At 70.6% G+C, this 24,479-nt stretch carries 19 protein-coding genes; 5 read left to right on the forward strand and 14 right to left on the reverse strand.

The window, feature by feature from the left end; translation table 11 throughout:
• Positions 1–132 precede the first annotated feature (132 nt).
• The 5 genes from ABGB06_RS34735 to ABGB06_RS34755 all read left to right on the forward strand — a co-directional run bounded on the left by ABGB06_RS34735 (position 133) and on the right by ABGB06_RS34755 (position 6,886).
• Positions 133–1,431: an extracellular solute-binding protein gene (locus ABGB06_RS34735; RefSeq protein WP_347597938.1), complete on the forward strand. Its 1,299-nt coding sequence runs from the start codon at positions 133–135 to the stop codon at positions 1,429–1,431.
• 53 nt (positions 1,432–1,484) lie between these two features.
• Positions 1,485–2,330: a sugar ABC transporter permease gene (locus tag ABGB06_RS34740; protein WP_347598094.1), complete on the forward strand. Its 846-nt coding sequence runs from the start codon at positions 1,485–1,487 to the stop codon at positions 2,328–2,330.
• Positions 2,327–3,199 (forward strand): carbohydrate ABC transporter permease, encoded by an 873-nt coding sequence (locus tag ABGB06_RS34745; RefSeq protein WP_347597941.1) that lies wholly within the window; start codon positions 2,327–2,329, stop codon positions 3,197–3,199. Before ABGB06_RS34740 ends, ABGB06_RS34745 begins: the two co-directional genes overlap by 4 nt.
• Before the next feature lie 39 nt (positions 3,200–3,238).
• The gene (locus ABGB06_RS34750) at positions 3,239–5,641 is read left to right on the forward strand and encodes a glycoside hydrolase family 3 N-terminal domain-containing protein (protein ID WP_347597944.1); all 2,403 of its coding nucleotides are present in this window, start codon (positions 3,239–3,241) and stop codon (positions 5,639–5,641) included.
• A 102-nt stretch (positions 5,642–5,743) separates the two neighbouring features.
• Positions 5,744–6,886, forward strand: a complete 1,143-nt coding sequence (locus ABGB06_RS34755) for a S1 family peptidase (protein ID WP_347597947.1) — start codon at positions 5,744–5,746, stop codon at positions 6,884–6,886.
• Positions 6,887–6,975: 89 nt separating this feature from the next.
• Here ABGB06_RS34755 and ABGB06_RS34760 read toward each other — a convergent pair whose 3' ends face one another.
• From ABGB06_RS34760 to ABGB06_RS34825, 14 genes are all read right to left on the reverse strand, one after another.
• The gene (locus ABGB06_RS34760) at positions 6,976–8,256 is read right to left on the reverse strand and encodes an MFS transporter (protein ID WP_347597950.1); all 1,281 of its coding nucleotides are present in this window, start codon (positions 8,254–8,256) and stop codon (positions 6,976–6,978) included.
• A gap of 22 nt (positions 8,257–8,278) precedes the next feature.
• A complete protein-coding gene (locus ABGB06_RS34765; RefSeq protein ID WP_347597953.1) occupies positions 8,279–8,950 on the reverse strand; it encodes an HAD family hydrolase in 672 nt (223 codons plus the stop codon).
• On the reverse strand, positions 8,947–9,423 hold the full coding sequence (locus tag ABGB06_RS34770; RefSeq protein ID WP_347597956.1) for an HIT domain-containing protein: 477 nt from the start codon (positions 9,421–9,423) through the stop codon (positions 8,947–8,949). The genes ABGB06_RS34765 and ABGB06_RS34770 overlap by 4 nt, the downstream gene beginning before the upstream one ends.
• A 56-nt stretch (positions 9,424–9,479) precedes the next feature.
• Positions 9,480–10,565, reverse strand: coding sequence for a glycosyltransferase family 4 protein (locus tag ABGB06_RS34775; RefSeq protein WP_347597959.1), 1,086 nt, complete (start codon positions 10,563–10,565; stop codon positions 9,480–9,482).
• A complete protein-coding gene (locus ABGB06_RS34780) occupies positions 10,562–11,086 on the reverse strand; it encodes a deoxycytidine triphosphate deaminase (RefSeq protein ID WP_347597962.1) in 525 nt (174 codons plus the stop codon). Before ABGB06_RS34780 ends, ABGB06_RS34775 begins: the two co-directional genes overlap by 4 nt.
• Entirely contained in the window at positions 11,083–11,610 is a 528-nt protein-coding gene (gene dcd / locus ABGB06_RS34785) for a dCTP deaminase (RefSeq protein ID WP_347598097.1), read from the reverse strand. Before dcd ends, ABGB06_RS34780 begins: the two co-directional genes overlap by 4 nt.
• A 53-nt stretch (positions 11,611–11,663) precedes the next feature.
• Entirely contained in the window at positions 11,664–12,611 is a 948-nt protein-coding gene (locus ABGB06_RS34790; RefSeq protein WP_347597965.1) for an NAD-dependent epimerase/dehydratase family protein, read from the reverse strand.
• 50 nt (positions 12,612–12,661) lie between these two features.
• Positions 12,662–13,483 carry a protein phosphatase 2C domain-containing protein gene (locus tag ABGB06_RS34795; protein ID WP_347597968.1) on the reverse strand — a complete coding sequence of 274 codons (822 nt, stop codon included), beginning with the start codon at positions 13,481–13,483 and terminating at the stop codon, positions 12,662–12,664.
• On the reverse strand, positions 13,480–15,462 hold the full coding sequence (locus tag ABGB06_RS34800) for a hypothetical protein (RefSeq protein WP_347597971.1): 1,983 nt from the start codon (positions 15,460–15,462) through the stop codon (positions 13,480–13,482). The genes ABGB06_RS34795 and ABGB06_RS34800 overlap by 4 nt, the downstream gene beginning before the upstream one ends.
• Positions 15,463–15,567: 105 nt before the next feature.
• Positions 15,568–16,368, reverse strand: a complete 801-nt coding sequence (locus ABGB06_RS34805) for a phytanoyl-CoA dioxygenase family protein (protein ID WP_347597974.1) — start codon at positions 16,366–16,368, stop codon at positions 15,568–15,570.
• 108 nt (positions 16,369–16,476) lie between these two features.
• Positions 16,477–18,522 (reverse strand): condensation domain-containing protein, encoded by a 2,046-nt coding sequence (locus ABGB06_RS34810; RefSeq protein WP_347597977.1) that lies wholly within the window; start codon positions 18,520–18,522, stop codon positions 16,477–16,479.
• Positions 18,523–19,623, reverse strand: a complete 1,101-nt coding sequence (gene hppD, locus ABGB06_RS34815; RefSeq protein WP_347597980.1) for a 4-hydroxyphenylpyruvate dioxygenase — start codon at positions 19,621–19,623, stop codon at positions 18,523–18,525.
• Between the two features lie 92 nt (positions 19,624–19,715).
• Complete coding sequence (locus ABGB06_RS34820) at positions 19,716–22,787, reverse strand: amino acid adenylation domain-containing protein (protein ID WP_347597983.1); 3,072 nt, start codon at positions 22,785–22,787, stop codon at positions 19,716–19,718.
• A gap of 449 nt (positions 22,788–23,236) precedes the next feature.
• Positions 23,237–24,280, reverse strand: coding sequence for a ParB/RepB/Spo0J family partition protein (locus ABGB06_RS34825; RefSeq protein ID WP_347597986.1), 1,044 nt, complete (start codon positions 24,278–24,280; stop codon positions 23,237–23,239).
• Positions 24,281–24,479: the final 199 nt, after the last annotated feature.

Consider the following 24,479-nt stretch of genomic DNA (forward strand, 5'->3'; position numbering starts at 1 on the left):
TGATGTCTTGCTGCGACTTTCTATTGACAGCGGAATGTGGCGCCCCTACGTTTCGACCCTGTTTAGTAAACAGCGAGAAACTTTTTCGTTGACGCTGTCGGCTTCCCTGTCGGTCGAGAAGGGACTCACGCGATGAAGCTGAGGAAGACCGGAAGAACGCTCCTGGCCGTGGCCGCCGCCATCTCCGCGGTCGCGCTGAGCGCCTGCGGCTCCGAGCCCGGCGGCGGCGAGCGCGATGGCGGCGCCACCGCATGGGCGTTGACCGGAGGCTCGGAAGCGCCGTTCCGCGCCTCGTTCGAGGCCTGGAACGAGGACCACCCAGACCAGCAGATCAGCGCCGAGTGGTACGCCAACGACGCCTACAAGGAGAAGATCCGCACGGCCGTCGGCTCCGGCAACGCGCCCACGCTCATCTTCTCGTGGGCCGGCGGCACGCTCGCCGACTACGCCGAGGGCGGCCGGGTCACCGACATCACCGACGAGACCAGCGACGTCATGGACCGCGTGCTGCCGTCCGTCGCCGCGAGCGGTGTCATCGACGGCCGGACGTACGCCGTGCCCAACAACCAGAGCCAGCCCGTCGTCCTCTACTACAACCGGCAGCTGCTGGCCGACGCCGGGGTGGAGCCGCCCACCACGTGGCAGGAGTTGCTCGACGCGGTCGAGGCGCTCAAGGACACCGGCGTCACCCCCCTCGGGCTGGCCGGCCAGAGCGTGTGGCCCGAGCTGATGTACATCCAGTACCTGACCGACCGGATCGGCGGGCCCGAGGTGTTCCAGCGCGTGCTGGACGGCGAGCCCGGCGCCTGGTCCGACCCCGCGATCATCGAGGCCACCAGCCGCATCAGGGAACTGGTCGACGCCGGGGCGTTCGGCGACGGCTTCGCCTCCGTGACCGCCGACGGCGGCGCCGACGTCGCCCTCGTCCACTCGGGAACGGCGGCCATGCTTCTCCAGGGCAGCTGGGTCTACCCGACCTTCGTCCAGGACGCGCCCGACTTCGTCGCCGACGGGAACCTCGGCTACACCACCTTCCCGACCATCGAGGGCGGCGCGGGCGACCCGTCGAACATCGTCGGCAACCCGTCCAACTTCTGGTCCATCTCCGCTGACTCGCCCGCCCAGTCCCAGGAGACCGCCACCGAGTACCTGAACGAGGCGCTCTTCAACGACGAGCACATCGACGCGCTGCTCGACAACGGCACCGTGCCGCCCGTCGCGGGCCTGGAGGACCGCATCGCCGAGCAGGACGACGCCGACTACCTGGAGTTCGTCTACGGCATGGTGCGCGACGCGGACCACTTCCAGCTCTCCTGGGACCAGGCCCTGCCGCCCGCGCAGGCTCAGGAACTGCTGACCAACCTCAGCAAGCTGTTCCTCGGCGAGATCACACCCGAGGACTTCTCCTCGGCCATGGACGCGACGCTGTGAAGGGACGGCGTACGAGGAGCGAGACGGGCGCCGCCGCCGGCCCCACGCCGTGGATGGCGGCGCCCGCCCTGCTCCTCTTCGGCCTCTTCGCCGTGCTGCCCCTGCTCGGCGTCGTGGTGCTGTCGTTCATGTCCTGGGACGGCCTGAACGACCCCCTCTGGACGGGCCTGGACAACTGGCGCGAGGTGATCGACGACCCCGTCACCCGCGAGGCGGTCTGGCTCACCGTGAAGCTCACCGCCCTCTCCTTCGTCTTCCAGGCGCCGATCTCCCTGCTGCTCGGCGTCTTCACGGCGGGCCGGCAGCGGTACCGGGCGCTGCTGTCCGTGCTGTACTTCCTGCCGCTCCTCTTCAGCTCCGCCGGCGTCGCCATCGCCTTCCAGGCCCTGGTGGACCCGAACTTCGGCCTCGGCACGGGGCTCGGCATCGACGCCCTGGCGCGGGACTGGCTGGGCGATCCCGACCTCGCCCTCTACGTCGTGGTCTTCGTGATCGGCTGGTCGTTCATCCCGTTCCACGCGCTGATCTACCAGGCGGGCGTCCGCCAGATCCCCGTCGAGCTGTACGAGGCGGCGCGGATCGACGGCGCGGGCACGTGGACGCAGTTCTGGCGGATCACCCTGCCGCAGCTGAAGTACACGATGGTGACCTCCTCCACGCTGATGATCGTCGGCTCGCTGACCTACTTCGACCTCATCTTCGTGCTGACGGGCGGCGGTCCTGGCGACGCCACCCGCGTGCTGCCGCTGGACATGTACCTGACGGGCTTCCGCTCGTACGAGATGGGCAGGGCCAGCGTCATCGCCCTCGTCCTGGCCGCCGTCGGCCTCGCCGTCGCGCTCGGCCTCAACCGCTTCACCGGCGCCAGCCGCATGGACAGCCAACGGGAGGGCGTATGAACCGGGTCAGCCGCGCCGGTGGGGTTGGCCGGATCAGCAAGCCGAACCGGCCGAACGGGCGCTACAACGTCCTGGGCGCGCTCGGCGGCTGGCTGTGGCTGGCGGTCATCATCCTCCCCATCTACTACATCGTCGTCACCAGTCTCCGCCCCCGCGAGGACTACTTCAGGGAGAACCCGTTCTCCTTCCCCTCCCACCCCACCCTCGACGCCTACCAGCGCGTCCTGGAAGCCGACTTCACCCACTACTTCCTCAACAGCGTCCTCGTCACCGTCGGCGCGGTCGCGGTCACCCTCGCCGCCTCGCTGATGGCGGCGTACGTCGTCGTCCGCAGCCGCACCCGGTTCGCCGTCAACCTCTTCCGCGCGATCCTGCTCGGCATCGCGATCCCCCTGCAGGCGGCGATCATCCCCGTCTACTACCTCATCGTCGAGCTCCAGCTCTACGACACCCTCCTGGCGATCGCCCTGCCGTCGATCGCCTTCGCCATCCCCCTCACCGTCCTCATCCTGGTGAACTTCCTCCGCGACGTGCCGCGCGAGCTCTTCGAGTCGATGCGGATGGACGGCGCGGGGGAGTGGCGCACGCTGTGGAGTCTGGCGTTGCCGCTGACCCGCCCCGCCCTGGTGACGGTCGGCGTGTACGACGCGCTCCAGGTGTGGAACGGCTTCCTCTTCCCCCTCGTCCTCACCCAGTCCCAGGACCAGCGCGTCCTGCCGCTGTCCCTGTGGGCCTTCGAGGGGGAGTTCTCCGCCGACGTACCGGCCCTGCTGGCCTCGGTCGTGCTGTCGGTCCTGCCGATGCTCGCCGCGTACGTCCTCGCGCGCCGCCACCTCGTCTCCGGCCTCACCGCCGGCTTCAGCAAGTGATCCCTCGCCCCACCTGCACCATCGAAGGAGCGCCCCCCCATGTCCGAGCACGCCCCGTGGCGCGATCCCCACCTCCCCACCCACGAGCGGGTCGAGGCCCTCCTCGCCGCCATGACCCGGGAGGAGAAGCTCGCCCAGCTCGGCAGCCACTGGCGGTCCTCGGCCGACACCCCCACCGGACCCGAGAGGGGTGCGATCGCGCCGCTGGAGCACGCCTTCGCCGCCGGCCGTCGCGCCTTCGAGGAGGCGACCGCCCACGGCCTCGGCCACCTCACGCGCGTCTTCGGCAGCGAGCCGGTCACGCCGGCCGCCGGCGTCGCCCGGCTGCGCGGCCGGCAGCGGCACCTCACCACCGCCACCCGCCTCGGCATCCCCGCCATCGTTCACGAGGAGTGCCTCACCGGCTTCACCACCCTCGGCGCGACGGTCTACCCCGCCCCCCTCGCCTGGGCCGCGACCTTCGCGCCCGACCTGGTCCAGGCCATGTCCGAGGCCATCGGCCGCGACATGCGCGCCGTCGGCGTCCACCAGGGCCTCTCGCCGGTGCTCGACGTCGTCCGGGACTACCGCTGGGGCCGGGTCGAGGAGACCATGGGCGAGGATCCGTACCTCGTCGCCACGCTCGGCACCGCCTACGTGCGCGGGCTGCAGTCCAGCGGGATCATCGCGACCCTCAAGCACTTCGCCGGCTACTCCGCCGCCCGCGCCGGCCGCAACCACGCGCCCGTGCCCATCGGGCCGCGGGAGTTCGCCGACACCATCCTGCCGCCGTTCGAGATGGCGGTCCGCGAGGGCGGCGCGGGCTCCGTGATGAACTCCTACTCCGACATCGACGGCCGCCCCGCCGCCGCCCACGCCCAGCTCCTCACCACCACCCTCCGCGAGCAGTGGGGCTTCACCGGCACGGTCGTCTCGGACTACTGGGCCATCGCCTTCCTCGACCTGATGCACCGCGTCAGCCCCGACCGCGCGAGCTCGGGCGCCCTCGCCCTGCAGGCCGGCATCGACGTCGAACTCCCCGCCACCGACGCCTACGCCCGGCTGGGAGAGGCCGACGTCCCCGACGCGTTGATCGACCGCGCCGCCCGCCGCGTCCTCACCCAGAAGATCCGACTCGGCCTCCTCGACCCCGACTGGCAGCCCACCCCCGAGACCGACACCAGGCCCGGCACCGATCGCGACCCCGACCACGACCTCGATCTCGACTCCCCGGCCAACCGCGCCCTGGCCCGCCAGCTCGCCGAGAAGTCCGTGATCCTCCTCGCCAACCCCCACGACACGCTGCCCCTCTCCGCTCCCTCCGCGAGTCCGCCCTCCCGCATCGCCCTGCTCGGCCCCTGCGCCGACGACCCCCGCACCTTCCTCGGCTGCTACTCCTTCCCCAACCACGTGCTGTCCCGCTACGAGGAGCACGGCACCGGCATCCGCGTCGACTCCCTCAGGGCGGCGCTCCACGCCGAACTCCCGGACGCCCGGATCGAGTACGCCCAGGGCGTCCCCGTCCGCGACCCCGACACCTCCGGCATCCCGGCCGCGGTGGCGGCCGCCCGCGACGCCGACCTCGCCGTCCTGTGCGTCGGCGACCTGGCGAGCCTCTTCGGCCGCGGCACCTCGGGCGAGGGCTGCGACGCCCCAGATCTCTCCCTTCCCGGCGCCCAACCGCGGCTCGTCGAGGCCGTCCTCGCGACCGGCACCCCGACCGTCCTCGTCGTCGTGTCCGGACGCCCCTACGCCCTCGGGCCGTACGCCGACCGCTGCGCCGCCGTCGTCCAGGCGTTCCTCCCCGGCGAGGAGGGCGGCCCGGCCATCGCCGGCGTGCTCACCGGCCGCGTCAACCCGAGCGGCCACCTGCCGGTCAGCATCCCCCGCGACCCCGGCGGCCAGCCCGGCACCTACCTCGCCCCGCCCCTGGGCCGCTACAGCGAGGGCATCTCCAACCTCGACCCCACCCCCCTCTACCCCCTCGGCCACGGCGGCTCGTACACCACCTTCGCCTTCGAGGACCTGGCCCTGTCCGCAGCCTCCATCCCCGCCGACGGCACGCTCACCGCCACCCTCCTGGTCCGCAACACCGGCGCGCGCGAGGGCGAGGACGTCGTCCAGCTCTACCTGTCCGACGAGGTCGCCCAGGTCACCCGCCCCGTCCGGGAACTCGTCGGCTACGCCCGCGTCCGCCTCGCCCCCGGCGAGAGCTGCCAGGTCAGCTTCCGCCTGCACGCCGACCGCACCTCGTTCACCGGCCTCGACCACCACCGCATCGTCGAACCCGGCGCCTTCACCCTCGCCGTCGGCCACTCCGCCGAGGACCTCCCCCTCACCACCCGTTTCGAGATCACCGGCACCGGCCCACGCGCCATCGAGGGCGCCCGCGTGATGACCACCCCCGTGGAGGTGCGTCCCGCCCAGGCCCTGTCCGGCGGCGCCGGGGCGTCGTTGGTCTAGACATGTGCATGCCACAGCTCTACTCTCCCTCGGAGAGGATGAGAGCGCTCTCGGTCTCCACTGTTCCGCCCCATCGGTAGAACGCAGAAGGAGAACCCCCACATGAGACGTACCGTAGGCATACGCCTGTCCCTGTCCGCGCTGCTGATCGTCGGCGCGCTGAGTGGCACGCACGCGGTCGCCGCGGAGGAACCCGCGGCGGAACCAGGGCTGGTGAACGCCCTGCAGCGCGATCTCGGACTGACCGAGGACGAGGCCGCGGAGCGGCTGGAGCAGGAGGCGAACGCCATCGCGATCGAGCCGGCGGCGCGCCGCGCGGCCGGCGAGGCGTTCGGCGGGAGCTGGTTCGACCCCGAGACCGGGGACCTGGTCGTGGGCGTGACGGACCGGGAGTACGCCGAGCCCGTACGGGCCACCGGCGCCGAGGTCGAGTCGGTCCGCCACACCGAGCGGACCCTCGACGCCACCCTGGCCGCGCTCGACGAGTTGGCCGGGGCGGACGGGGCGCCCGCGGGCGTCAGCAGCTGGAGCGTTGACCCGCGCGCCAACAGCGTGGTCGTTGAGGTCGTCGAGGGAGCCGGGTCCGACGCCGACGTCGCCGCGTTCCTCGCCGACGCGCGGCGGGAGGGCCCGGTGACCGTCCGGGCGGACGTCGGCCAGGCGCCGGAGACCTTCGCCGCCGGCACGGTCGGCGGGGATCCGTACTACACGGGCTCGGTCCGGTGCTCCATCGGCTTCTCGGTGCACGGCGGATTCGTCACCGCGGGCCACTGCGGCTCGCCCGGCACCGCAGTCAGCGGCTGGGACGGCACGCGCATCGGCGAGTTCCGCGGCTCGTCCTTCCCCGACAACGACTACGCCTGGGTCAGCGTGGGCAACGGCTGGTGGACGGAGCCGGTCGTCCTCGGCTGGGGCACGGTCTCCGACGCGCTGGTGCGCGGCTCCGCGGAGGCGCCCGTCGGCGCCTCGATCTGCCGCTCGGGGTCCACCACCGGATGGCACTGCGGCACCGTGCTCGCGAAGAACGAGACGGTCAACTACAGCTCGGGCGAGACCGTCCACCAACTCACCAAGACGAGCGTCTGCGCGGAGCCCGGCGATTCCGGGGGCTCCTACATCAGCGGCGACCAGGCCCAGGGCGTCACCTCGGGCGGCTGGGGCAACTGCTCCGGCGGCGGTGAGACCTGGTACCAGCCGGTCAACGAGATCCTGGCCGCGTACGGGCTGACCCTGCACACGGCGTGAACCGGCGGACGGGCCACCACGAGGCGCCGGTGGCCCGTCCGTCCCACCGGCGTCATCGGTCGGATCCGCGGTGCACGGACCCCATGGAATCACCCCGGACGTGTCGTTCGAGGCGCCGGGTCCGCGGGCCCGGACGGGGCCGCGTTGGGGCGGGGCGGGACGTCGTGGCGCAACCGGCGCACGCTGGGTACCGTCAGCACGACCAGGGCCGTGGCCACCACCCAGGCCGCGGATCCCCAGACGGTGGTCTCGTCGCCCAGGGCGACGGAGAGGGGTCCGACGAGGGCGTAACCCACCGGCAGGAGGGCGAAGGAACCCAGCCCGTCGTACGCGGCCACACGCGAGAGCGCCTCGGGTGGAACGTTTCGCTGCAGGGTGGTCTCCCACGACATGTCGAAGATCGCGATGCCCGCCCCGGTCACGAAGGCCGCGGCCACGACGACCGCGAAGGGCGCTCTGGCCGCCAGCATGATCATGGGAAGGGCGAAGAGCATCGTGCAGAGCGCGGCAACCACGAGCGGGCGGGCGAACCGGACGCCGAGGGCGCCGAGCCCGCCGACCATCGCCCCGATGCCCTGGGCGGCGAGCAGGAGCCCCCACGCCTGCGCTCCACCGAAGTGTTCGCTGGCGAGCACCGCCCCCAGCACGGCGAACGGTGCGACGGCCAGCATGTTGAACAGGCCGAAGTGCAGCGTGATCACCCACAACCAGGTCCGGGACCGGAACTCCTGCCACCCGACCCGGAGTTGTCGCCAGACGGGACCGTCGTCCGCCGGCTGCGGAGCCGGCGGACTCAGCCTGCTCAGGAAGAAGGCGTCCACCGCGTGGCTGGCGGCGTCGATCGCGATGGCCCAGCCGGCGCCGGCAGAGGTCACCACGACGCCGGCGATCGCCGGGCCGAGGATCCGGCTGCCGGATTCGGCCACGCCTCGCAGGGCGTTGGCGTCCTGCAGCCGTTCCGCACTGACCACCTGGGGTGCCATGCCGGAAAGCGCGGGAAGGGACACGGACTGTCCGGCACCGAGTACCGCCGCCGAGATGACGAGCATCCACAGGGGCGCGTGACCGGTGATCAACAGGATGGCCAGGAGCAGCTCGTTGACGCAACGAACCAGGTCGGCGGTGATGATGACGGTCTTGCGCGGCAGCCGGTCTGCCAGGACGCCTCCGAACAGGAGAAGTGCGACGAGCGGGATGGTCTGGGCGGCCAACACGTAACCGACGTCGCTGACGCTGCCACCCTGCTGGAGCACCGCGAACGTGAGGGCGACCGGCACCATCGAGATGCCCAGTACGGAGGCCGCGTATCCCGTGAAGAAGAGCCTGAAGTCGCGTTCGGCGAGCACCGCGAAACGCCCTCGACCAGCCAACGCCCCTCCCGTTCGTTGACCTCTACGGTGTCGCGGACACCAACTCGACCAGGTCGTCCACGTCGCAGAGGGACAGTGAGTCGAGGCGAAGATCCGCCCCGTCGAAATCGTGCGACCGCGAGAGCACGTGCGGCACTGCCACGCAGAAGGTACCCGCCGCCTTCGCGGCCCGCACCCCGCGGCTCGAATCCTCGAAGGCCACCACGCTTGCGGGGGCCACGCCGAGCCGCCGAGCCGCCCGCAGGTAGAGGTCGGGCGCCGGCTTGGTCCTGGTGACGTCATCCGCGGTGACGACCGTGGCGAACGCGTCGTGCAGCGAGAACTGGCGGAGGTACGGCAGGACGTGGCTCGCCCGGGAACTGGTGGCGACGCCCAGGGCGAGGCCGCGCCTCCGGGCCTCGGCGACCAGCCGCCGGACTCCCGGCATGGGCTCCTCGTGCGCCATCCAGCTCCGGAAAAGACGAAGTCCCTGCTCCTCCAACTCGGCCGCGCTCGGCCCCACGCCGCGGGCTGCCAGGAGCGCGTACGGGTCGAAGTCCTCCACCGTGCCGCCGACGGCCGCCAGGTACCGGTCATAGGGTAGTTCCTGGCGCTGCGAGCGGTAGAGCCTGGTGAGGACCGCCAGCCACAGCACCTCGGTGTCGGCGATCAGCCCGTCGAAGTCGAACACCAGGGCCCGGATCCGCTCGCTCATGTCGCTGTCCTGTCCTCGTCGCCGAGTCGGCGTCGTCGGTCCCGGCCGGCCGGCGTCGCGAGCCGGTCACGCGTCGTCCGCAGGGCGCTCAGTGGTTTCGGTCCGGCCGTCCACGGGCGGGACAGGGTGTCAGCCGCCATGCGGGGCACGAGGTGCACGTGGAGGTGGAAAACGTCCTGCCACCCCGCCTCGCGGTTCGCCTGGAACAGCGTCAGCCCGTCCGGCTCCAGGACATCGCGGATTCTTCGGGCCATCAGATGGACCGTTCGCATCACGGCGACGGCATCCCGCTGCGAGATGTCCCAGAGATCCGTGGCGTGCGACTTGGGGATCACCAGGGTGTGTCCCTCCATGACGGCCGTGATGTCGAGAAACGCCATCGTGAGGTCGTCCTCGAAGACCACGGCGGCGGCCTGCCGCCCGGCGACGATGGCACAGAACACGCAGTCGGTCTCAGGCGAACTCTTCGTCACGATCGGCTCCTGGGCGCATCGCTCTCGCGGGGGGTCGGGTCGGGCGCGCCGTCGCGCTATCGGGCCACCGTCGCTGACAGGCCCGCGAGTTCGGCGACGGTTCGCGACAGCGGGAAGCGCGCGCAGTTGGTCAGTCCCGCGGAGCGGATGTCGTCCAGGGCGGTGCGAGATCTGCTCACCCGTGCGAGGAGCGTGGCGAGTTCCCGTGGCTTCCCGAAGTCGACCGGGATCCCGCTGTCGCCCATGACCTCTGCGAGGCCGGGCACCGGCTGGTAGAGCACGGGCAGCGCGCAGGCCTGTGCCTCGATCACCACCAGCCCGAACGCCTCCAGCTTGAGCGACGGGACGATGAGCGCGTCGTGCTGGCGGAACTCGCGCCAGAGCTGTTCCCGGGACAGCCACCCGAGGTAGCGGACGCGCGACATGTCGGTCCGGTCGGCGAGGCGGGCGTACTCGGCGACGGGTGCGGCCACGCTCAACGTGACTCCGGCGAGTCCCGCGATCGTCTCGACGACGTCGGACGTGATCTTCTCCGCTGACAGGCGGCCCGCGTAGAGGACCCGAAGCGTCCCGTGGCGCCGCTCGGGAGGCGAGGGCCGGCGTCGCAGCAGTTCGTCGGGCACCCCCCAGGGGATGTGACGGACGTGGCGAGGGGAAACGGGGGAGATCCTCCGCAGTCGGCTCTCCATCGCCCGCGTGGGGACGACGACCGCGGCGGCTGCCGCGACCGTCTGCCGTAGCACCTCGGCCTGGGTCGGGTTCTCCTCCGCGTACAGGAGGTCGGTGCCGTGGACGAGCGCGATCTTCGACTGGGCCGGAAACGCCCGCATGAGGGAGGGCGTCGCTCCGAACGTCAGGTGCTGGCAGTGGATGACCTCGTAGTCGACGGCGGAGAACCTTGTCAGCACCTGGGTCGTCAGCCGGTCGACGTAGGACCAGAACTCCTCGCCGGAGACACTCTTTCCCGTTACCGGAAGCAGGGCCGGCAGACCGGAGGCGTCGGGCTCGCCGTCGTGCTCCGGGGGCAGCATGAAGACGTCGGCGGGGAGTGGGGAATCAGGGCCCAGGTAGATGTCCCGCACGAGTTCCATGCTTCCGCCGGGGCTGCCGTAGGGGAGGTCGATTCCGGTGAGAACCCTCATCCGAACTCCTCGTACAAGCGTGAGGTGTCGATGCCGACGCTCCTGGTGTACTTGCGGCCCATCTGCTGGTAACTGGCGTTCTGGCCACTGGTGCTGAGGAATATGATCTTCCCGAAGGTCATCCGTGGGTAGATCCGCACCGGCCGGACGACCCGGATTTCCAGGGTCCACCTGATGGCGTGGCCAACGTGCCCCAGGGGCGCCGAGACATGGACCCAGACGCCCAGCGCCCCGATGGTGCGGTCCCCGTTGATCATCTGCGCGTACCGCTCGGAGTAGGTGCGCTCGTAGGTGACGCCGAGGTAGATCCTGCCCGGCAGCAGCACCATGCCGCTCTCGGGGATCGTCTGTTCGGTGAATTCCGAGGGGCGGGCCGCGTCGAGGTCGTTCTCGCACACCCGGATGGTGTCGCCGAGCCGCCAGTCGTAAGCGTTCGGCGAGAGACGTCGGGCATCGAAAGGGCTGATGACGATGTCGCCGGTCTCGACGGACCTGGCTATCTTCCGGCTCGTGAGAATCACGTCGTTCCCATCTTGTCTCGCCAGTAGCGTGACTCCTGCGGTCCCACGGCCCTCTGGTACTTGCCGGAGTAGAGCTCGATGTCGCCGTGTGAGACGAAGAACATGATCTGGCCGATCTTCATGCCGGGATAGACGCGCAGCGGCCTGACGGCGGATAACATCAGAGTCCACTGGCCGTGGAACCCGATATCGCCGATCGGGGCGGTTATCTCCACGAAGAGTCCGAGCCGTCCGACCGAGGAGCGGCCAAAGAGGAGCGGGACGAAGACGTCGGACCCGACCTCCTCGACCGTGTGCCCCAGATAGAGCTGCTCCGGGCGCAGGACGAAGCCTTCCGAGTCTATCTTCGTGACCTCTGTGGGGTTGGGTCGATACGCGTCGATAACGCCGTCCGCGTAGGTGACCAAGGTCTCTCCGAGGCATATGTTGTAGCTGTTCGGATTCACCTGATCCCGACTGAACGGGGATATTGATATCTTTCCGACTCTCGTGGCGGCGATAATTTCAGGACCGGTCAGGATCATGAAACCTGCTGCCTTTCTTCCGGTCATTCGAAGGTGGACTGTCGAAGCAGGGATCAGCGTGCGCTTCGTACGGCCTGCGGGGCGTCGGTCCCGGCGCGGGCGGCCGCACCGTCGCTGGTCGTGTGCTTGACGACCTCGGCGACGTAGTCGGCCAGCGAAATCTTCGGCTCCCAGCCGATGGACCGGGCCAGGGAGGTGTCCGCCAGCCCTCGGTACCGCTCACCACGGCGCGGAGGAATCATGATCGTGTCGGCTCCGAACATCCGGGCCACCTCGATGATCTGCAGTTCCTCGCCGCGGCCCAGCAGGTAGCCGTCCCCGAAGCCGCGTTCGGCGCACAGCACGAGGCCCGCCACGATGTCGTCGACGTGGGTGAAGTCCCGGCTCTGGGTGCCGGGCTCCGCGACGGTCAGCGGCTCCCCGGCGCGGTACTGCTCCTCGAAGATGCCGATGACGGTGGCGTAGGGGCCGACGGAGATCTGGCCCGGTCCGTACACGTTGTAGCAGTAGGCGATGGCGTGGTCGAGCCCGAACCATGTGTGGGTGTTCCTGATGAACTCGACGTTCTTGGCCTTGGTCCACGAGTACGGCGTCAGGTTCTCGTCGCGCCCGTCGTTGCCGAATCTCGAGCTGGAGGCCGCGTAGACGAGTTTGGCGTCGAACCGCCGGCACAGGCGCACGACCTCCTTGGTGCCGCGGAGGTTGTACTCCCACACCCGGTCCGGTTCCTCGAAGGACTGTGGGATGCGGGAGTACTCGCCGAGGTGGTAGACCGTCGCCGGGGCGTCCAACCGCAGGTCGTCCCACAGCGCCATGACGTCGATGGTGTTGCCGTGCACGTAACGCGCTCGCGGGTCGCGCACGTGCCGCGCGGCGCTGCCCGTGAAGTAGTTGTCGACCGAGACGACCTGTAGGTCCTCGTCGTTCGCGAGCAGTCTGCGGATCAGGCTGCTCCCCACGAAACCCGCTCCCCCGGTGACCAGCACGAGCTTTTCCGACATCAGGTGACCTCCTCCTGCCGTGCCTTCGCGTTGTCCTGTCGTGTTCTTCGTCAGTCGGTTGGCGCATCGCCCGGTGGTCGGCCCGTCGCGGCGTCCTCGATGCGGCAGTACACGGCGGTGGCGTCGTCGTGGTGCTTGCCGGGATAACGGCCTGGTTCGGTGTCCCGCTCGTACTCCCTGGTTCGGGCGATCAGCGCGGTGGGGCCGCCGGTGCGAAGGAGGCCGAACAGGTCCCCCCAGCTTTGGCCGTAGCGCTCGACGACTCGCGTCGCGCCGTCGGTGAGCAGGGCCACCTCGGTCAGACCGGGCAGGTACGCGTTGCCGGTGACGGCGTGGTCGGCGGCCTCGGGCCGCGCACCGGCGACCCAGAAGCCTCCCGGCCGGTTGCGATACCCGCGCAGTTCGGCCCAGGGCAGGTGGATGAGCCGGTCGAGACGGTCGTCGGTGACGGCGTGCACGGTGCCGTCCGCCCGTCCCAGGGCCACCGTGCTGTCGCCCAGGACCGCGTACTCCGCCGTGTCGTCGCGCAGGAGCAGGAGGGCGAGGGTGGCGCTGGGGCTGCACGGGTTGTCCAGGTCGCAGGTGCGGCCGTGCGAGGTGGCCACCGCGGTCAGCGCCTCGCCGAGGAGCACGGCGACAGGGGTCCGCCGGTCACCGTCCGCCAGGCACCGCTGTCCGAGTTGGCCAGCCAGTTCGGCCACCAGCCAGGGGACGTCGTGACGGCAGCCGGTGGCCGCACCGGGTTCCGGGGTCGCGCCGTCGAGGACGAGAGCGAACCGGGGCCCGGTCAGGAAGAGGTCCTGGTTGGCACCGCCGGGTGACGGCACGGTGGCCGAGGTGGTGCGCAGCACGATGTCGGGCGAGACGGTCATGGCCGGGACACCGGCCTGCGGGTCGCGGGGCCGTCGACCCCTCCGTGGGGCGCGGGCACGACCACGCCGGCCGACGGCGGTTCCTCGTACGCGATCCACTGGGACCAGGCGTGTAACCCGTCCTCCAACCCGGTGCGGGCCGGCCAGCCGGGCAGCTCCGGCGCTCTCTCCGGAACGGACGGGGTGTCGGGTGGATGCGGGCCGGCCGTCGCGGCCGGGGGGAGCGCCAAGGGCACCCGGCGCACGGAACGCACGACGGCGTCGGCGAGCGCGCGGGAGGAGAGCGGTGGGGAGGCCCGCAGGTTGATCGACGTGCCGGCCGCCGCGCCGCCGGCCGCGTGATGCACCGCCTGGGCCACGTCGTCGACGTAGACGGGCTGCCACAGCGCGTCGTGGCGGCCACGCCACCGCACGGGTTGGCACAACAGCGCGTCCCGCACGGCCAGTCCGAGGGCCGAGTCGGAGCGCACGCCAGGGCCGTACACGTCGCCCAGCAGCAGCACGGTGTGGCCGGCCGGCACCGTGCCTGGCCGGTCGGGGGTGGTGCCCTCGGGCGCGGTCAGCAGAACGAGGCGGTGGGAGCCGTCCGCGGCGTCGGTCGGCCGGGGCCGCGGTCCCGCGCCGTCCACGATCTCGACGACCGAGGTGAAGGTCGCGGGACTCCGGGCGGGCACGTACGGGTGCACGCCGGGGTAGGGCGCCACGGCATCGTCCGGCACCGGCCGGCCGGCATCTCCTGGCCTCTCGAGGTCGACCCACACCTCCCATCCCTGGTCCGCGAGACCACGCGCCAGGGGCGACGCGAGGCGGCGCACGGCGTCCCTGAGGAGCAGACGTCCGCGGCCCACTCCACGACGCGGGCCACTCGGACCGTGGTCGAGTCGTCGCCCGACCCGCTGCCCCAGGTGGTAGCCGGCCCGGCTGAGTTCGAGGAGCGCCGGCTCCAGTTCGGAGAGCGAGGCATCGTCGAGGCGCGTGCACAGCCCACCGGGGCCGAGGGTGGCGAGAGCGGCCGTCATCACGGACTCCGCCTCCGCGTCGGGGGCGTGTCGCCGCTCGTGGGCGTTGACCACGCCCATCAGGTAGGCGGTCCGCCAGTGCGCTTCCAGGAGGGCGGGTGCGACGCGTCGTTTGAGCCCGGCCAGTCGCGTCGTCCCGGGCGCCGGGTCGTCGATGAGCGCGGCCAGCGCCTCCGTGTCGCTGTCCGGGGCGAGACCGATGCGGGCCAGGTACCGCGACGCGCTGAGGGTCGTCCACTCGTCGGGACTCACGCGCGTGACGACCTGGGCGCGGCCCTGCTTGAAGAACGGGATCGAGTCGGGGTCGGCGTCCTCGGCCGTCAGGGTCCACGCGCCACTCTTCGTGGGCGTCGGGGCGAGGCAGGCCGAACGCCGCGGTCCGCTGCCCCCGTTGGCGTGGATGCTCGGCTCGTCGGCATGGTCGACGAGGTTCGGTGCCGACACGTACACGCTGACCCCGGCCTGGCGCAGGTACCGGCTCATCACCACGTCGTCGGCCCAGGTCGCGCCGTGTTCGCGGGCGAAGGGAGCGAATCCCGCGGCGATCTCCGCGGGAAGCAGGAGTGCCATGGTGGGGGTGTACTCCGGCATGGCGGGCGCCCAGCGGCGGCCGGCGAGGGCGGCGAGCCGGACCGCGCCGGCGTTGCGCGACTGCCAGTGGGCGTAGAAGGCCAGCGCGGCGTCGGGGACGGCCCGGGCGGCGGCCCGCACCTGGGTGAAGAAGTCGTCGACCGGCACCGCGTCGTCCTGGAGTACCAGGTGATGTGTCGCGTCGGCGGGCACGCGTGACCAGGCCTGGATGGCGGTGCGCAGCCCCGTGGGCGGGCCGTCAGGACGCGGGTCGAGGACCAGCGTGACCGCTTCGGGGTGGAGGCGCTCGACCAGTTTCTGCGCCAGGCCGCTTCTTCGCGGATGGGTCATGACCACCGAGCTCAACCGGATGTCGGCAGACCCGTGCATGGCGTATCCCTTCGAGGGGCGAGGCCCAGCCGTCGACGCACGCCGGAGATCGGCTACGTGTGCCGCTCCCGAGCCGGCGTGGCGGGGGCCGGGCGGCCTGGACGTCTACCAGGCGTCGACCCCGAGTAGTTTGCGGCCCAGCGGACTCATGGCCTCGACCTGCAGGTTGCTGAAGTAGCCCTCGGGCCGTAGGGCGCCCAGGCCGTGGGGCTGATCGTCCCGCACATAGCGGAAGAACTGCGCGAGGCGGGTCGTCGGCCGACGGTTGTGCGACGCGCCGTGCGGCATCAGATGATGCATGAGGATGAAGTCGCCGGCCCGCCCGGTCACCTCGACGCTCTCCAGATGGCTGATGCTTCGCCATTTGTCATGCAGCTGCCGGCCACCCGGGACCGCCCCGGCTTCTTCCTCGACGATGCAGTGACCGCGCGGGACGACGTGTATGCCACCGCCCCCGGACTCGACGTCGGTCAGGTAGTAACAGCCGCCTATCTCGATCTCCTCGGGAGTGAAGAGGAACTGCTCAGCCTCTTCGGGAACCGCCGGATCGAGGTGGAGATCCTGGCTCAGTTCGCCGTGCGCGGCGTCATTCCGAATCGTTATCCCGATCGAGCCGTCCCCGACTCGGAGCCTCGGGTACTCGAACAGCTGGGCCATCACCCTGTAGAGCTTCTCGTTCTGATGCAGCGGGATGAAGTCCGGGCCATCGAAGGTCTGGTTCCCGGGAGTATAGAACGGCTTTATCCGGCCGTCGAAGGACTCCCAGTGGTCCGGGATGGTCAAATCGCGTGGTAGTAGATCCAGGATCAGCCGGCGGAAGTGCTGGACCTCTTCCGTGGACAACACCCCGCGAACCCTGAGGTAGCCTTCCTGCCAGAAGGTCTTCACTTCTTCCTGAGTGAGCACGTCTTCCCTAGGGCGCATATCTCCCCACTGAATTCTTCGCGTCGTGCGAAGGCGACTGGAAGGTGGAACGACTCTGCTTGGTGATGCTATTGAGCCAGTAAAGTCGTGTCAACGAAGAGCCCTGCTATTACGGGCCGGGGAGGGGGTTTCGACCAGGTTCCGAGCCACGGAGCGGAGTGTGGTCATGCCGCTCAGGAGCGCGAAACCGGGAGGAACATAGCCGCGCTCGACCAGCCGGTCCGCGAACGCCGGATACCGTTCGAGTCGGCCGCCCGCCCTGACGTAGCAGAGGTCCAGATCGGGATCGCGCACCTGCTGGGACTTCTCCAGGGCACGCCGGACGGCCTCCTCCGCGCTGGTCCTGACGGGCCGTCGCTCCGTCGCGTGCCCGTCGCCGCCCCGCCGTCGCGTCGCGTCCTCGACACGGTCGGCGCCGGTCCGGGCCTCGCCGACGATCTCGTACCAGTCCGGCGTCACCAGGACCTCACCGACGTCCACCGCCTCCAACAGCGCCTCCCGAAGGTCGAACTCGGTGAGCTCCGAGCCCTCCGCGACCACGACGCGTGCCATGAGCCGCGCGGTCTCGGCGGGGCGGCTGACGGTCTCGACGTCGACCGCCCGCACGTCGGACATGCCGAGCAGCCGGTCCCTGATCGCTCCGAGATCGATCCATCGGCCGCCCGCGCGCGTCTCGTGCGGGAGCCGTTCCCGTCGACCCAGGGCGACCTCCCCCGCGACCTCGTCAGGGGCCGGATCCAGGCCCATCGCGGTGCTTCGCAGCATGGCCTCGATGCCGCGCAGCAGGGCCGCGCACTGGGTCGGGGGCAGCACCTCCGTGTCGCCGTGCACGGAAAGCTCCGCCGATCCGGAGTCCGACCACCGCACCGTCAGGCTGGCACCGTAGACATAGGAGGTCTCGTCCGTCGTGGCGCACCTGACCTCCGTCCTCATATCCGGGGAGGGGCCGGGCCCACCCCCGGCCGCGGAGAACAGCGCGCCCCACCCCTGGGGAGGCGGGACGAAGTTGAACGCCAGGTCCGTGGTCAGGCAGACGCCTCTGCGGTGTTGGGCCCGGACCCGTTCCTGGAAGAGATCGAACGGCTCGTACCTGCCGTACGCCGGATACCCCTGGGACAGCGTTTCCTGGATCCCGGCGGCGGTGGCGATCAGCGACCCGTCCCGCGGCACACAGGTCACGGGGGTGCGCTGTGCGGTGGCGCCGAGGACGCTGCGCAGTTCGGGGCTGTGGCGGTTGTCCAACGAGACGTTGACGACACAGGCGTCGCTCTCGCTCCGCCAGCACAACAGCTGTGCGAAGGCGGCCAGAATCACGGCTGAGGGCACCAGATCGGTGCTCGACATCACGCGCGCCAGAAGGCCGTCCGCGTGGTCCAGGCCGAGGGTGCACCGATAGTAGCGGCCCGCGGGCCGCTCCCCGACGTGTTGGGCGGCGTGCAGACGTGCCGGCGCGGTCGCGAAATGGCCCCGCAGGTAGCGCAGGGCGTCGGTCCGTTCGGCTTGGCCGTTCCGGCCGGCCTCCCACCGGGCGAGCTCCACGGGCTGCATGTCCGTGCCCCGTTGGCGTGTCGCACCTGGTACCTGCCCGGTCCGCGCGGCGAACAGCTCCGTCAGCTCGCCGTCGATCACGGTGTGGTAGTTCGCGTCGACGGCCACGTTGTCGGCGAGCATCGCCAGCCAGCCTCGGTCTCCGGACCTGAGCAGGTAGAACCGAACCAGGAAGTCCCCGACGAGGCCCTGCCGCTTCCTCCGGTACTCGCCCGCGAGCCTGGACAGCGCCTGTGCGGCGCCCTCCTCCGGGGCCAGGTCGACCACGGCCAGCGCCGGGCCCGCACCATGCACCCGTTGCCGCAGTTCGCCGTCGACCTGCTCCACGGAGGTCCGCAGGATCTCATGGCGTTCCACCAGGGAGCGGACCACACGACGCACCGAGCCCTCGGCGGTCGAGTCCCGCAGTGGTTCCGGCAACGGGCGCACGGCCTCGACGAGTCCCTTCTCGACGAACCACTGGAACCTCTGCGCCCGGGTCAGCGGGACGGCCGTCGAATGATCCCCGCCCCGCCGGCTCTCGTCGCCCCGGGCACCGGTCAGCTCGGCGCGTCGAGGGCCGGCGGCCGACGTCGGCTCCGGGGCCACCTAGGTCTCCTCCTGGCGAGGGCCGGGCGCGCTGCCGGTTCGGCTGATCTCGACGGATTCGTACAGCGCCCGGATGTTGCCCGAGCCGAAAGTGCGGGCACCGGCGCGCTCCACGATCTCGAAGAAGAGGGTCCCCCGAGGGTGCAGGGAGCGGGTGAAGATCTGGTAGAGCTGGCCGTCGTGATCCTCGTCGAACAGGATGCCCTGCGCTGACAGGTCGGCGATGGCATGGCTGGAGGGCCTGATCCGCCCGCCGGCGATCTCGTAGTACGCCGGCACCGGCGTCAGGAACGGCACGCCCACACCCTTCAGCCGCCGCACCGCCGCGACGATGTCCGCCGACTCCAGCGCCACGTGTTGGACGCCGGCGTCCCCGTGATCCTTGAGGAAGTCGTCGATCTGTCCCGGGAGCGCGTCCTCGTCGGGCTCGAGGAGGGTCAGGGTCAGCCGACCGTTCCCGCCCTGCACCACCTTGGAGTTCATCGCCTGGTCGCCGACCTGGACCCGCTCCTCGAAGATGACGGCGAAGCCGAGGGCGTTGGTGTACTGCTCGACGACGGGAGCCAGGTCGCCGGAGGCGAGGCACACGGCGATGTGGTCCACCCGTCCGAGGTCGCCGGGCGGTTCGTCCGCCGACGCCGTCAAGGTGACGCCCTCCGTCAGTTCGAGGGGATGGGCGCCGTCGGTCTGGTAGATGGTGTGGACCACGTCGCCGAAGGCCCGCACCTGGCAGCGGACGACACCCTCGATCTCCTGGGGCTCCGTCAGGCCGGTTCCGCCGGCCGCGGTCGCGTGACGGTAGGCGGCGACCGCGTCCGGGGTGCTGAAGGCGATGTCCGCCACGCCCTCGCCGTGCGCCGCCAGATAGCCGGCTCCCGGATGCTCGTTGGAGAGGGCCTCGGTGAGGACCATGGGGGTGCCCGAGCCCGACTGCAGCACGGTGACGCGCGAGGCTCCGTGCGACGCCTGCTCCCTGGTGCGGGAGCCCAGAACGGTGAAGCCGAAGTCCTCGAGTAACCGCCGGGTGCCGCCCGACTCCGCCTCGACGGCGAACTCAATGTGACTCAGCGTCAGATCAGGTGGGCGACTGGCCGTGGTCATGAGTGTCTCTCCCTTGTCTGAAACGGATCCTGTGCTGTCAGGACGATCCGGTGCGCCGGCCCGCGTCGGGGATCGCGTCGACGCTCGGTGGCCTACGGCTCGTTCTTCGCCACCAGCGCGGCCAGCTGTCGGATCGTCGGATGCCGGAACAGGTCGCTGACGGCCACCTTCCGGCCGGTCCACCGCGCGGTCGCGGCCGCCACCCGAACCGCCGCGATCGAGTCGCCACCCAGATCGAAGAAACTGTCGTCGATGCCCACCTCGGCGACGCCGAGCGCCTCGCTCCACAGCGTGACCATCGTGGACTCCACGGTGCTGCGGGGCCCGGCCGGAGTCTCCCGCGCCCGTGCCCGCCCGTCCTCCGCCGGCGGCGGCAACCGGGTGTCGTCGACCTTGAGATTCGCAGTGAGGGGGATGCTCGGAATCACGGTGAAGGAGGCAGGGTGCAGGTGCCTGGGCAGCGTCTCCTCCACGTGCCCGCGGAGCTCGACCGCGAGCCGCCGCTGGTCCTGCCGCTGCGTGCGCTTCCGCACCGGGTGGCTGGCCGTCTCGGTCCGCGCGGCACCGTCCGCCGCGAGCCGGTCGGCGAGGTCCCACGGGGTCCAGACGACGTCGGCGCCCTTCCGGGTCAGGAGCACGTCGTAGTCCCCGGTCTCGGAGCAGGAGACCCAGCTGAGCTCCGCGCCGTATCCGGCGTCGTGTGCCACGGCGTGCAGCTCTTCGGGGCAGATCCCGTGCTGACCGTCCGCGGGGCCCTCGTGCGCGTCGGTCCAGCGGGCGGTCGGTGCCGCGTGCCTGATGGTGTGCGCCGCCGCGAGAGCCTCGGAGAGGCGACCGTTGGGGACGTCGCGCAGCAGGAGCTGCGCGTCCTGGGAGTCGTCGAGCACCCGGGGGAGCCGGGACAGGTCGAGGATCGTCGACCGCCAGTCGATCGACGTCAGCTCCGCCGGCGGATCGCCCGCCGGCGTCGTCGTGGCGCGGTGCCGGTGCCCGACGTCGAGGACGACGTCGTAGCGGTACGCCGTCATCTCGTTCAGGTGGCGCCCGCGCCGTGGCATGACGCGCACGCCGCTCACGTCCCCGTGGCGGCGCGCGAAGTCCACGAAGAACCGCGGCGCGAGCAGCATCTCGTCGTCCTCCGCGAGCGACCTCGACAGCTTGGTGCGGACGGCCTCGACCATGGTCAACGGGTGACGGGCGGCGACCGCGACGGCCGCGTGGAAGGGCTCGGCGAGCAGTAGGTTGCGGACGTCGCCCACGAACACCGTGCCGCCCTCACGGACGGACGCCACCGCCAGGTCGAGCGTCTGTTCCAGATACTCGGCGCTCGGCATGTACTGGGAGACCGAGTTGATGACCACGGTGTCGGGTTCGACGAGTTCGAAGCCGCGAGGGTCGGTCGCCTCGCACTGCAGGAGCTGGACGTCGCCAGCCGGAGCGCGCGAGTCCAGCCGCTGCCTCAGCAGCCGCAGGGTCTCACCGGAGAAGTCCGTGCCCGCGTACCGCTCGACCCTGGGGACCAGCTGGAACAGCAGCAGACCGACGCCACAGCCGATCTCGAGCACGCTCCGCGGGCTGGTCTCCGCGATCCGGGAGACGGTGGTCCTCACCCACTCCCGCATGTGTGCCGCCGGTATCGGGGTTCCGTCGAAACTGCTGTTCCACCCCGTGAAGTCCTCCTCCGGTGGCTCGTCGGACGCGGGACCGGTCCCCTGGACCAGATCGAACACATGGCGCCAGTCGGCGACGTGTGAGTGCTCGACGTCCCTCGGTTCCGTCGCGGTGCCCGGGTGCGCAGGAACCACGTAGGCGTCGAGCCGTCTGTCCCCGGAGCCGTCGTCACGCGCCAGGACGACGGCGTCGTCCACCAGCGGGTGCCGGGTCAGTGCCTGCTCGATCTCTCCCGGCTCGACCCGATATCCCCGCACCTTGACCTGGCGGTCAAGGCGGCCGAGGAAGTGCAGCACCCCCTCCCCGTCCCGTCGGACCAGGTCTCCGGTCCGGTACCGGCGGCCGGAGGGTGCGGCGCCGGCGTCAGGCGGAAAACGTTCGGCCGTGAGCCCCGGGCGGTTCAGGTAGCCGCGGGCCACGCCGTGCCCGCCGATGTGCAGTTCCCCGACCTCGCCGTCCGGGACGGGCTGGCCGTCGGGCCCGAGAACGCAGGCGTGGACGTCGCGGATCGGCCGCCCGATCGGCGTCAACGCGGCCGGTTCGGTCGTCGAGCGGAGGTCGTGGAACGTCGCGAATCCCGTCGTCTCGGTCGGCCCGTAGAGGTGCACGAGGTTTCCGGGGAACGCCTCGCCCGCGGCTTGGCCGAGGGAGGACCGGACGGAGTCGCCGCCGAACAGCAGGGTGTGCACTCCCGCGAGTGCCCGGAAGTGCTCGGGCCGCAGCAGCCGGAACACGGGGCTCGTCAGGTGGAGAACCGAGACCGCGTCGCGTCGGATCCTCTCGCAGAGGCTGGCGATGTCCTCTCCGGCGAACGTGTAGACGACGCACTCGGCTCCGTTGGTCAGCGGCCCCCATATCTCGAACGTGGAGGCGTCGAACGACAGCGTGGCCAGCGCGGCCACCCGGTCGTTCGGCGTGACGGTGACGTAGTTCTGGTCCGTCACCAGGTTGATCACGTTGCGGTGGGTGGTCAGGACGCCCTTCGGGGTGCCGGTGGACCCGGAGGTGTAGCACACGTAGGCGACGTTCTCGGGACCGCACACGGCGGGGAGATTCTCGGACGGGTATCGACCGCGGTCATCGTCCAGGACGAGGACCGCGGCTTCGGACGCGGGCAGCAGCGGAGCCAGCCGCTTCTGGGTGACGATGACGTGGGCCGCGCTGTCCCGGCACATGAACGCCAGCCGTCTCGCCGGGAGATGGGGATCCAGGGGGACATAGGCGCCACCTGCCTTGAGGATGGCCAGCAGACCTACCAGCATGTCCACCGACCGCTCGACGCAGATCCCGACCAGCACGTCGGGCCCGACACCCAGTTCGCGAAGACGCCATGCCATCTGGTTCGCCCGACCGTTCAGCTCGCCGTAGGTCAGGACGCGGTCTCCCGAGGAGGAGGCCGTCGCCTCGGGCGCTCGTCCGGCGTGGTGCTCGAACAGCGCGTGAAGGGTGGCCTTCGGCGTGGAGGAAGTATCCTCGCGCTCCTGACGAAACACTGGCGCACTCCGTTTCCGCACGCGACCGTATTGCTCATGGGCGAGGTCGGGGGGCGTGGAATCGCCCGATCCAACCAGTCCCCGCTACGGCGGAGCCGGCCCGGATTCATCCTCTGGCAGTGTGGGAGAAAACTCGCGAATAGCAGGACGGCGCCCGCCGAATTCGCTCACCGAGGCGCATCCTTACATGCTGGACCGGGTCGGTCAACAGCCGCATCTTTCCTGGGAATCGGCCGGAAGTGGCTCGATGTGCTCTCGAAAGTCGGTAAGCGCTGCGGGAACCCCGCGGGCGGGCCTATCATAATTCGTGGGAGGTGATCCGCCACGCGAAGGGCGGTGGCCAACCGGGGGTAGACGTGCGAGAAGTGCCCCTGGCTGGTTTGGCCGTTGCCGGAGGCACTTCTCACACGAGGTCTGACGTGGGGGATGAGAGGTCGTGGGGTGCCGGTTCACGCCGGCCAGGCGGCCCGCGGCGCTTGGCTGACTCCACCGCGCGCGTCGGTGCCGGCGGGTGCCTCGACGCCACCGGACGCGACGATGGTCCCCGTGATGCCGTGACTCGCCATCCGCTCGGCGAACTCCAGCCACCCCTCGGCGCACTGCCGGGCCAGGTCGGCGAGACGGTCGGCGCAGTGTGGCGGAACATCCGTGAGCAGCTGTTCCCGAGCGCTGATCCCCGTGAAGTGCATGCTCAGCAACCGGAGTAGAAACCTGCCCGAATCGGACATGCGCAGTGCGGGGTCCCGGGCCAGCCGCTGGAGCGTGGTGACGTCCTCACCGGGTCTGCGATCCGCCAACGACTTGTGGGAGGTGGCCGGTCGGACTGGCGCTGGCTCCTCCACCGTCGCGTCCACCGTCGCGGCCCGCGGCGCTGGTCCCTCCTCGGACGGCCGGTCGACCGGATCGTCGGAGGCTCCGAACGTCGGGGGTGCGCCGCTTCGCCTTCGCTCCGGGAGGCGGCGCAGCCTCCCGTCCCGGCCGACTCGTGCGCGCGACTGAGGAATTTCCTCAGTTGACGATCTACGGACGACACCGACGGTCTTGGGCGACAGGCCGACGACCCCGGCGATCTTGCGGTCCGACCACTCGGCGTGCACCTCGACGACCCGGGCGGCGGCCGCCCGTCGGTCCGCCAGAGTCAGGGGCAGGCCGTGTGCGACGTTGAGTCGCACCGCCGTGACGAAGGCGTCGTCCTCGCTGCCGTCGAAGAAGCGCACGGCTATCGTCTCGTGTCCGAGCCTCTTCGCCGCGACCAGGCGGTGGGCTCCGTCGATGACACGCATCGTCTCGCGGTGAACAAGGATCGGTGGTAACTGGGCCTGTGTCTCAACGAGAAGGTTGACGTGGGATTCGTCTATCCCGGTCAGCCGCACGCATTCTCCGGGCGTCAGGAGATCGACCGGAACGAGGGCTGTGGGAAGACCTCGTTCGGGGGATCGGATCGCTGACGGGCCGGTGTGGACTGAACTCTTTATGCTCTCCTGAATTTTCATCAGACTCCCTGCGATTGACACAACCCTCGACAGATCCGGAATGGCGTTCTGCTCGTTTCAATCAGCGGCCACGCGTCGCGTCGCACGCGAATCCGTATGTCGTCAACCTGCGGGTGAAGGTGCGCGTCGCCTTGCGGCGCACGCGGTGCGGTGCCGGTCCGTCGTCAACACGGAACTGCCGAGCGCGCTCTGCCCGCCC

Source organism: Streptomyces sp. B6B3, from assembly GCF_039871525.1.
Taxonomy (GTDB): domain Bacteria; phylum Actinomycetota; class Actinomycetes; order Streptomycetales; family Streptomycetaceae; genus Streptomyces.

Excerpts from the sequence above, each read along its gene's own strand:
- ABGB06_RS34775 (WP_347597959.1), bottom strand. The coding sequence starts at position 10,565 with ATGAGGGTTCTCACCGGAATCGACCTCCCCTACGGCAGCCCCGGCGGA.
- ABGB06_RS34800 (WP_347597971.1), bottom strand. The coding sequence starts at position 15,462 with ATGCACGGGTCTGCCGACATCCGGTTGAGCTCGGTGGTCATGACCCAT.
- ABGB06_RS34825 (WP_347597986.1), bottom strand. The coding sequence starts at position 24,280 with ATGAAAATTCAGGAGAGCATAAAGAGTTCAGTCCACACCGGCCCGTCA.
- ABGB06_RS34790 (WP_347597965.1), bottom strand. The coding sequence starts at position 12,611 with ATGTCGGAAAAGCTCGTGCTGGTCACCGGGGGAGCGGGTTTCGTGGGG.
- hppD (WP_347597980.1), bottom strand. The coding sequence starts at position 19,623 with ATGACCACGGCCAGTCGCCCACCTGATCTGACGCTGAGTCACATTGAG.
- ABGB06_RS34750 (WP_347597944.1), top strand. The coding sequence starts at position 3,239 with ATGTCCGAGCACGCCCCGTGGCGCGATCCCCACCTCCCCACCCACGAG.
- ABGB06_RS34740 (WP_347598094.1), top strand. The coding sequence starts at position 1,485 with ATGGCGGCGCCCGCCCTGCTCCTCTTCGGCCTCTTCGCCGTGCTGCCC.
- ABGB06_RS34795 (WP_347597968.1), bottom strand. The coding sequence starts at position 13,483 with ATGACCGTCTCGCCCGACATCGTGCTGCGCACCACCTCGGCCACCGTG.
- ABGB06_RS34755 (WP_347597947.1), top strand. The coding sequence starts at position 5,744 with ATGAGACGTACCGTAGGCATACGCCTGTCCCTGTCCGCGCTGCTGATC.
- ABGB06_RS34745 (WP_347597941.1), top strand. The coding sequence starts at position 2,327 with ATGAACCGGGTCAGCCGCGCCGGTGGGGTTGGCCGGATCAGCAAGCCG.
- ABGB06_RS34765 (WP_347597953.1), bottom strand. The coding sequence starts at position 8,950 with ATGAGCGAGCGGATCCGGGCCCTGGTGTTCGACTTCGACGGGCTGATC.
- ABGB06_RS34735 (WP_347597938.1), top strand. The coding sequence starts at position 133 with ATGAAGCTGAGGAAGACCGGAAGAACGCTCCTGGCCGTGGCCGCCGCC.
- dcd (WP_347598097.1), bottom strand. The coding sequence starts at position 11,610 with ATGATCCTGACCGGTCCTGAAATTATCGCCGCCACGAGAGTCGGAAAG.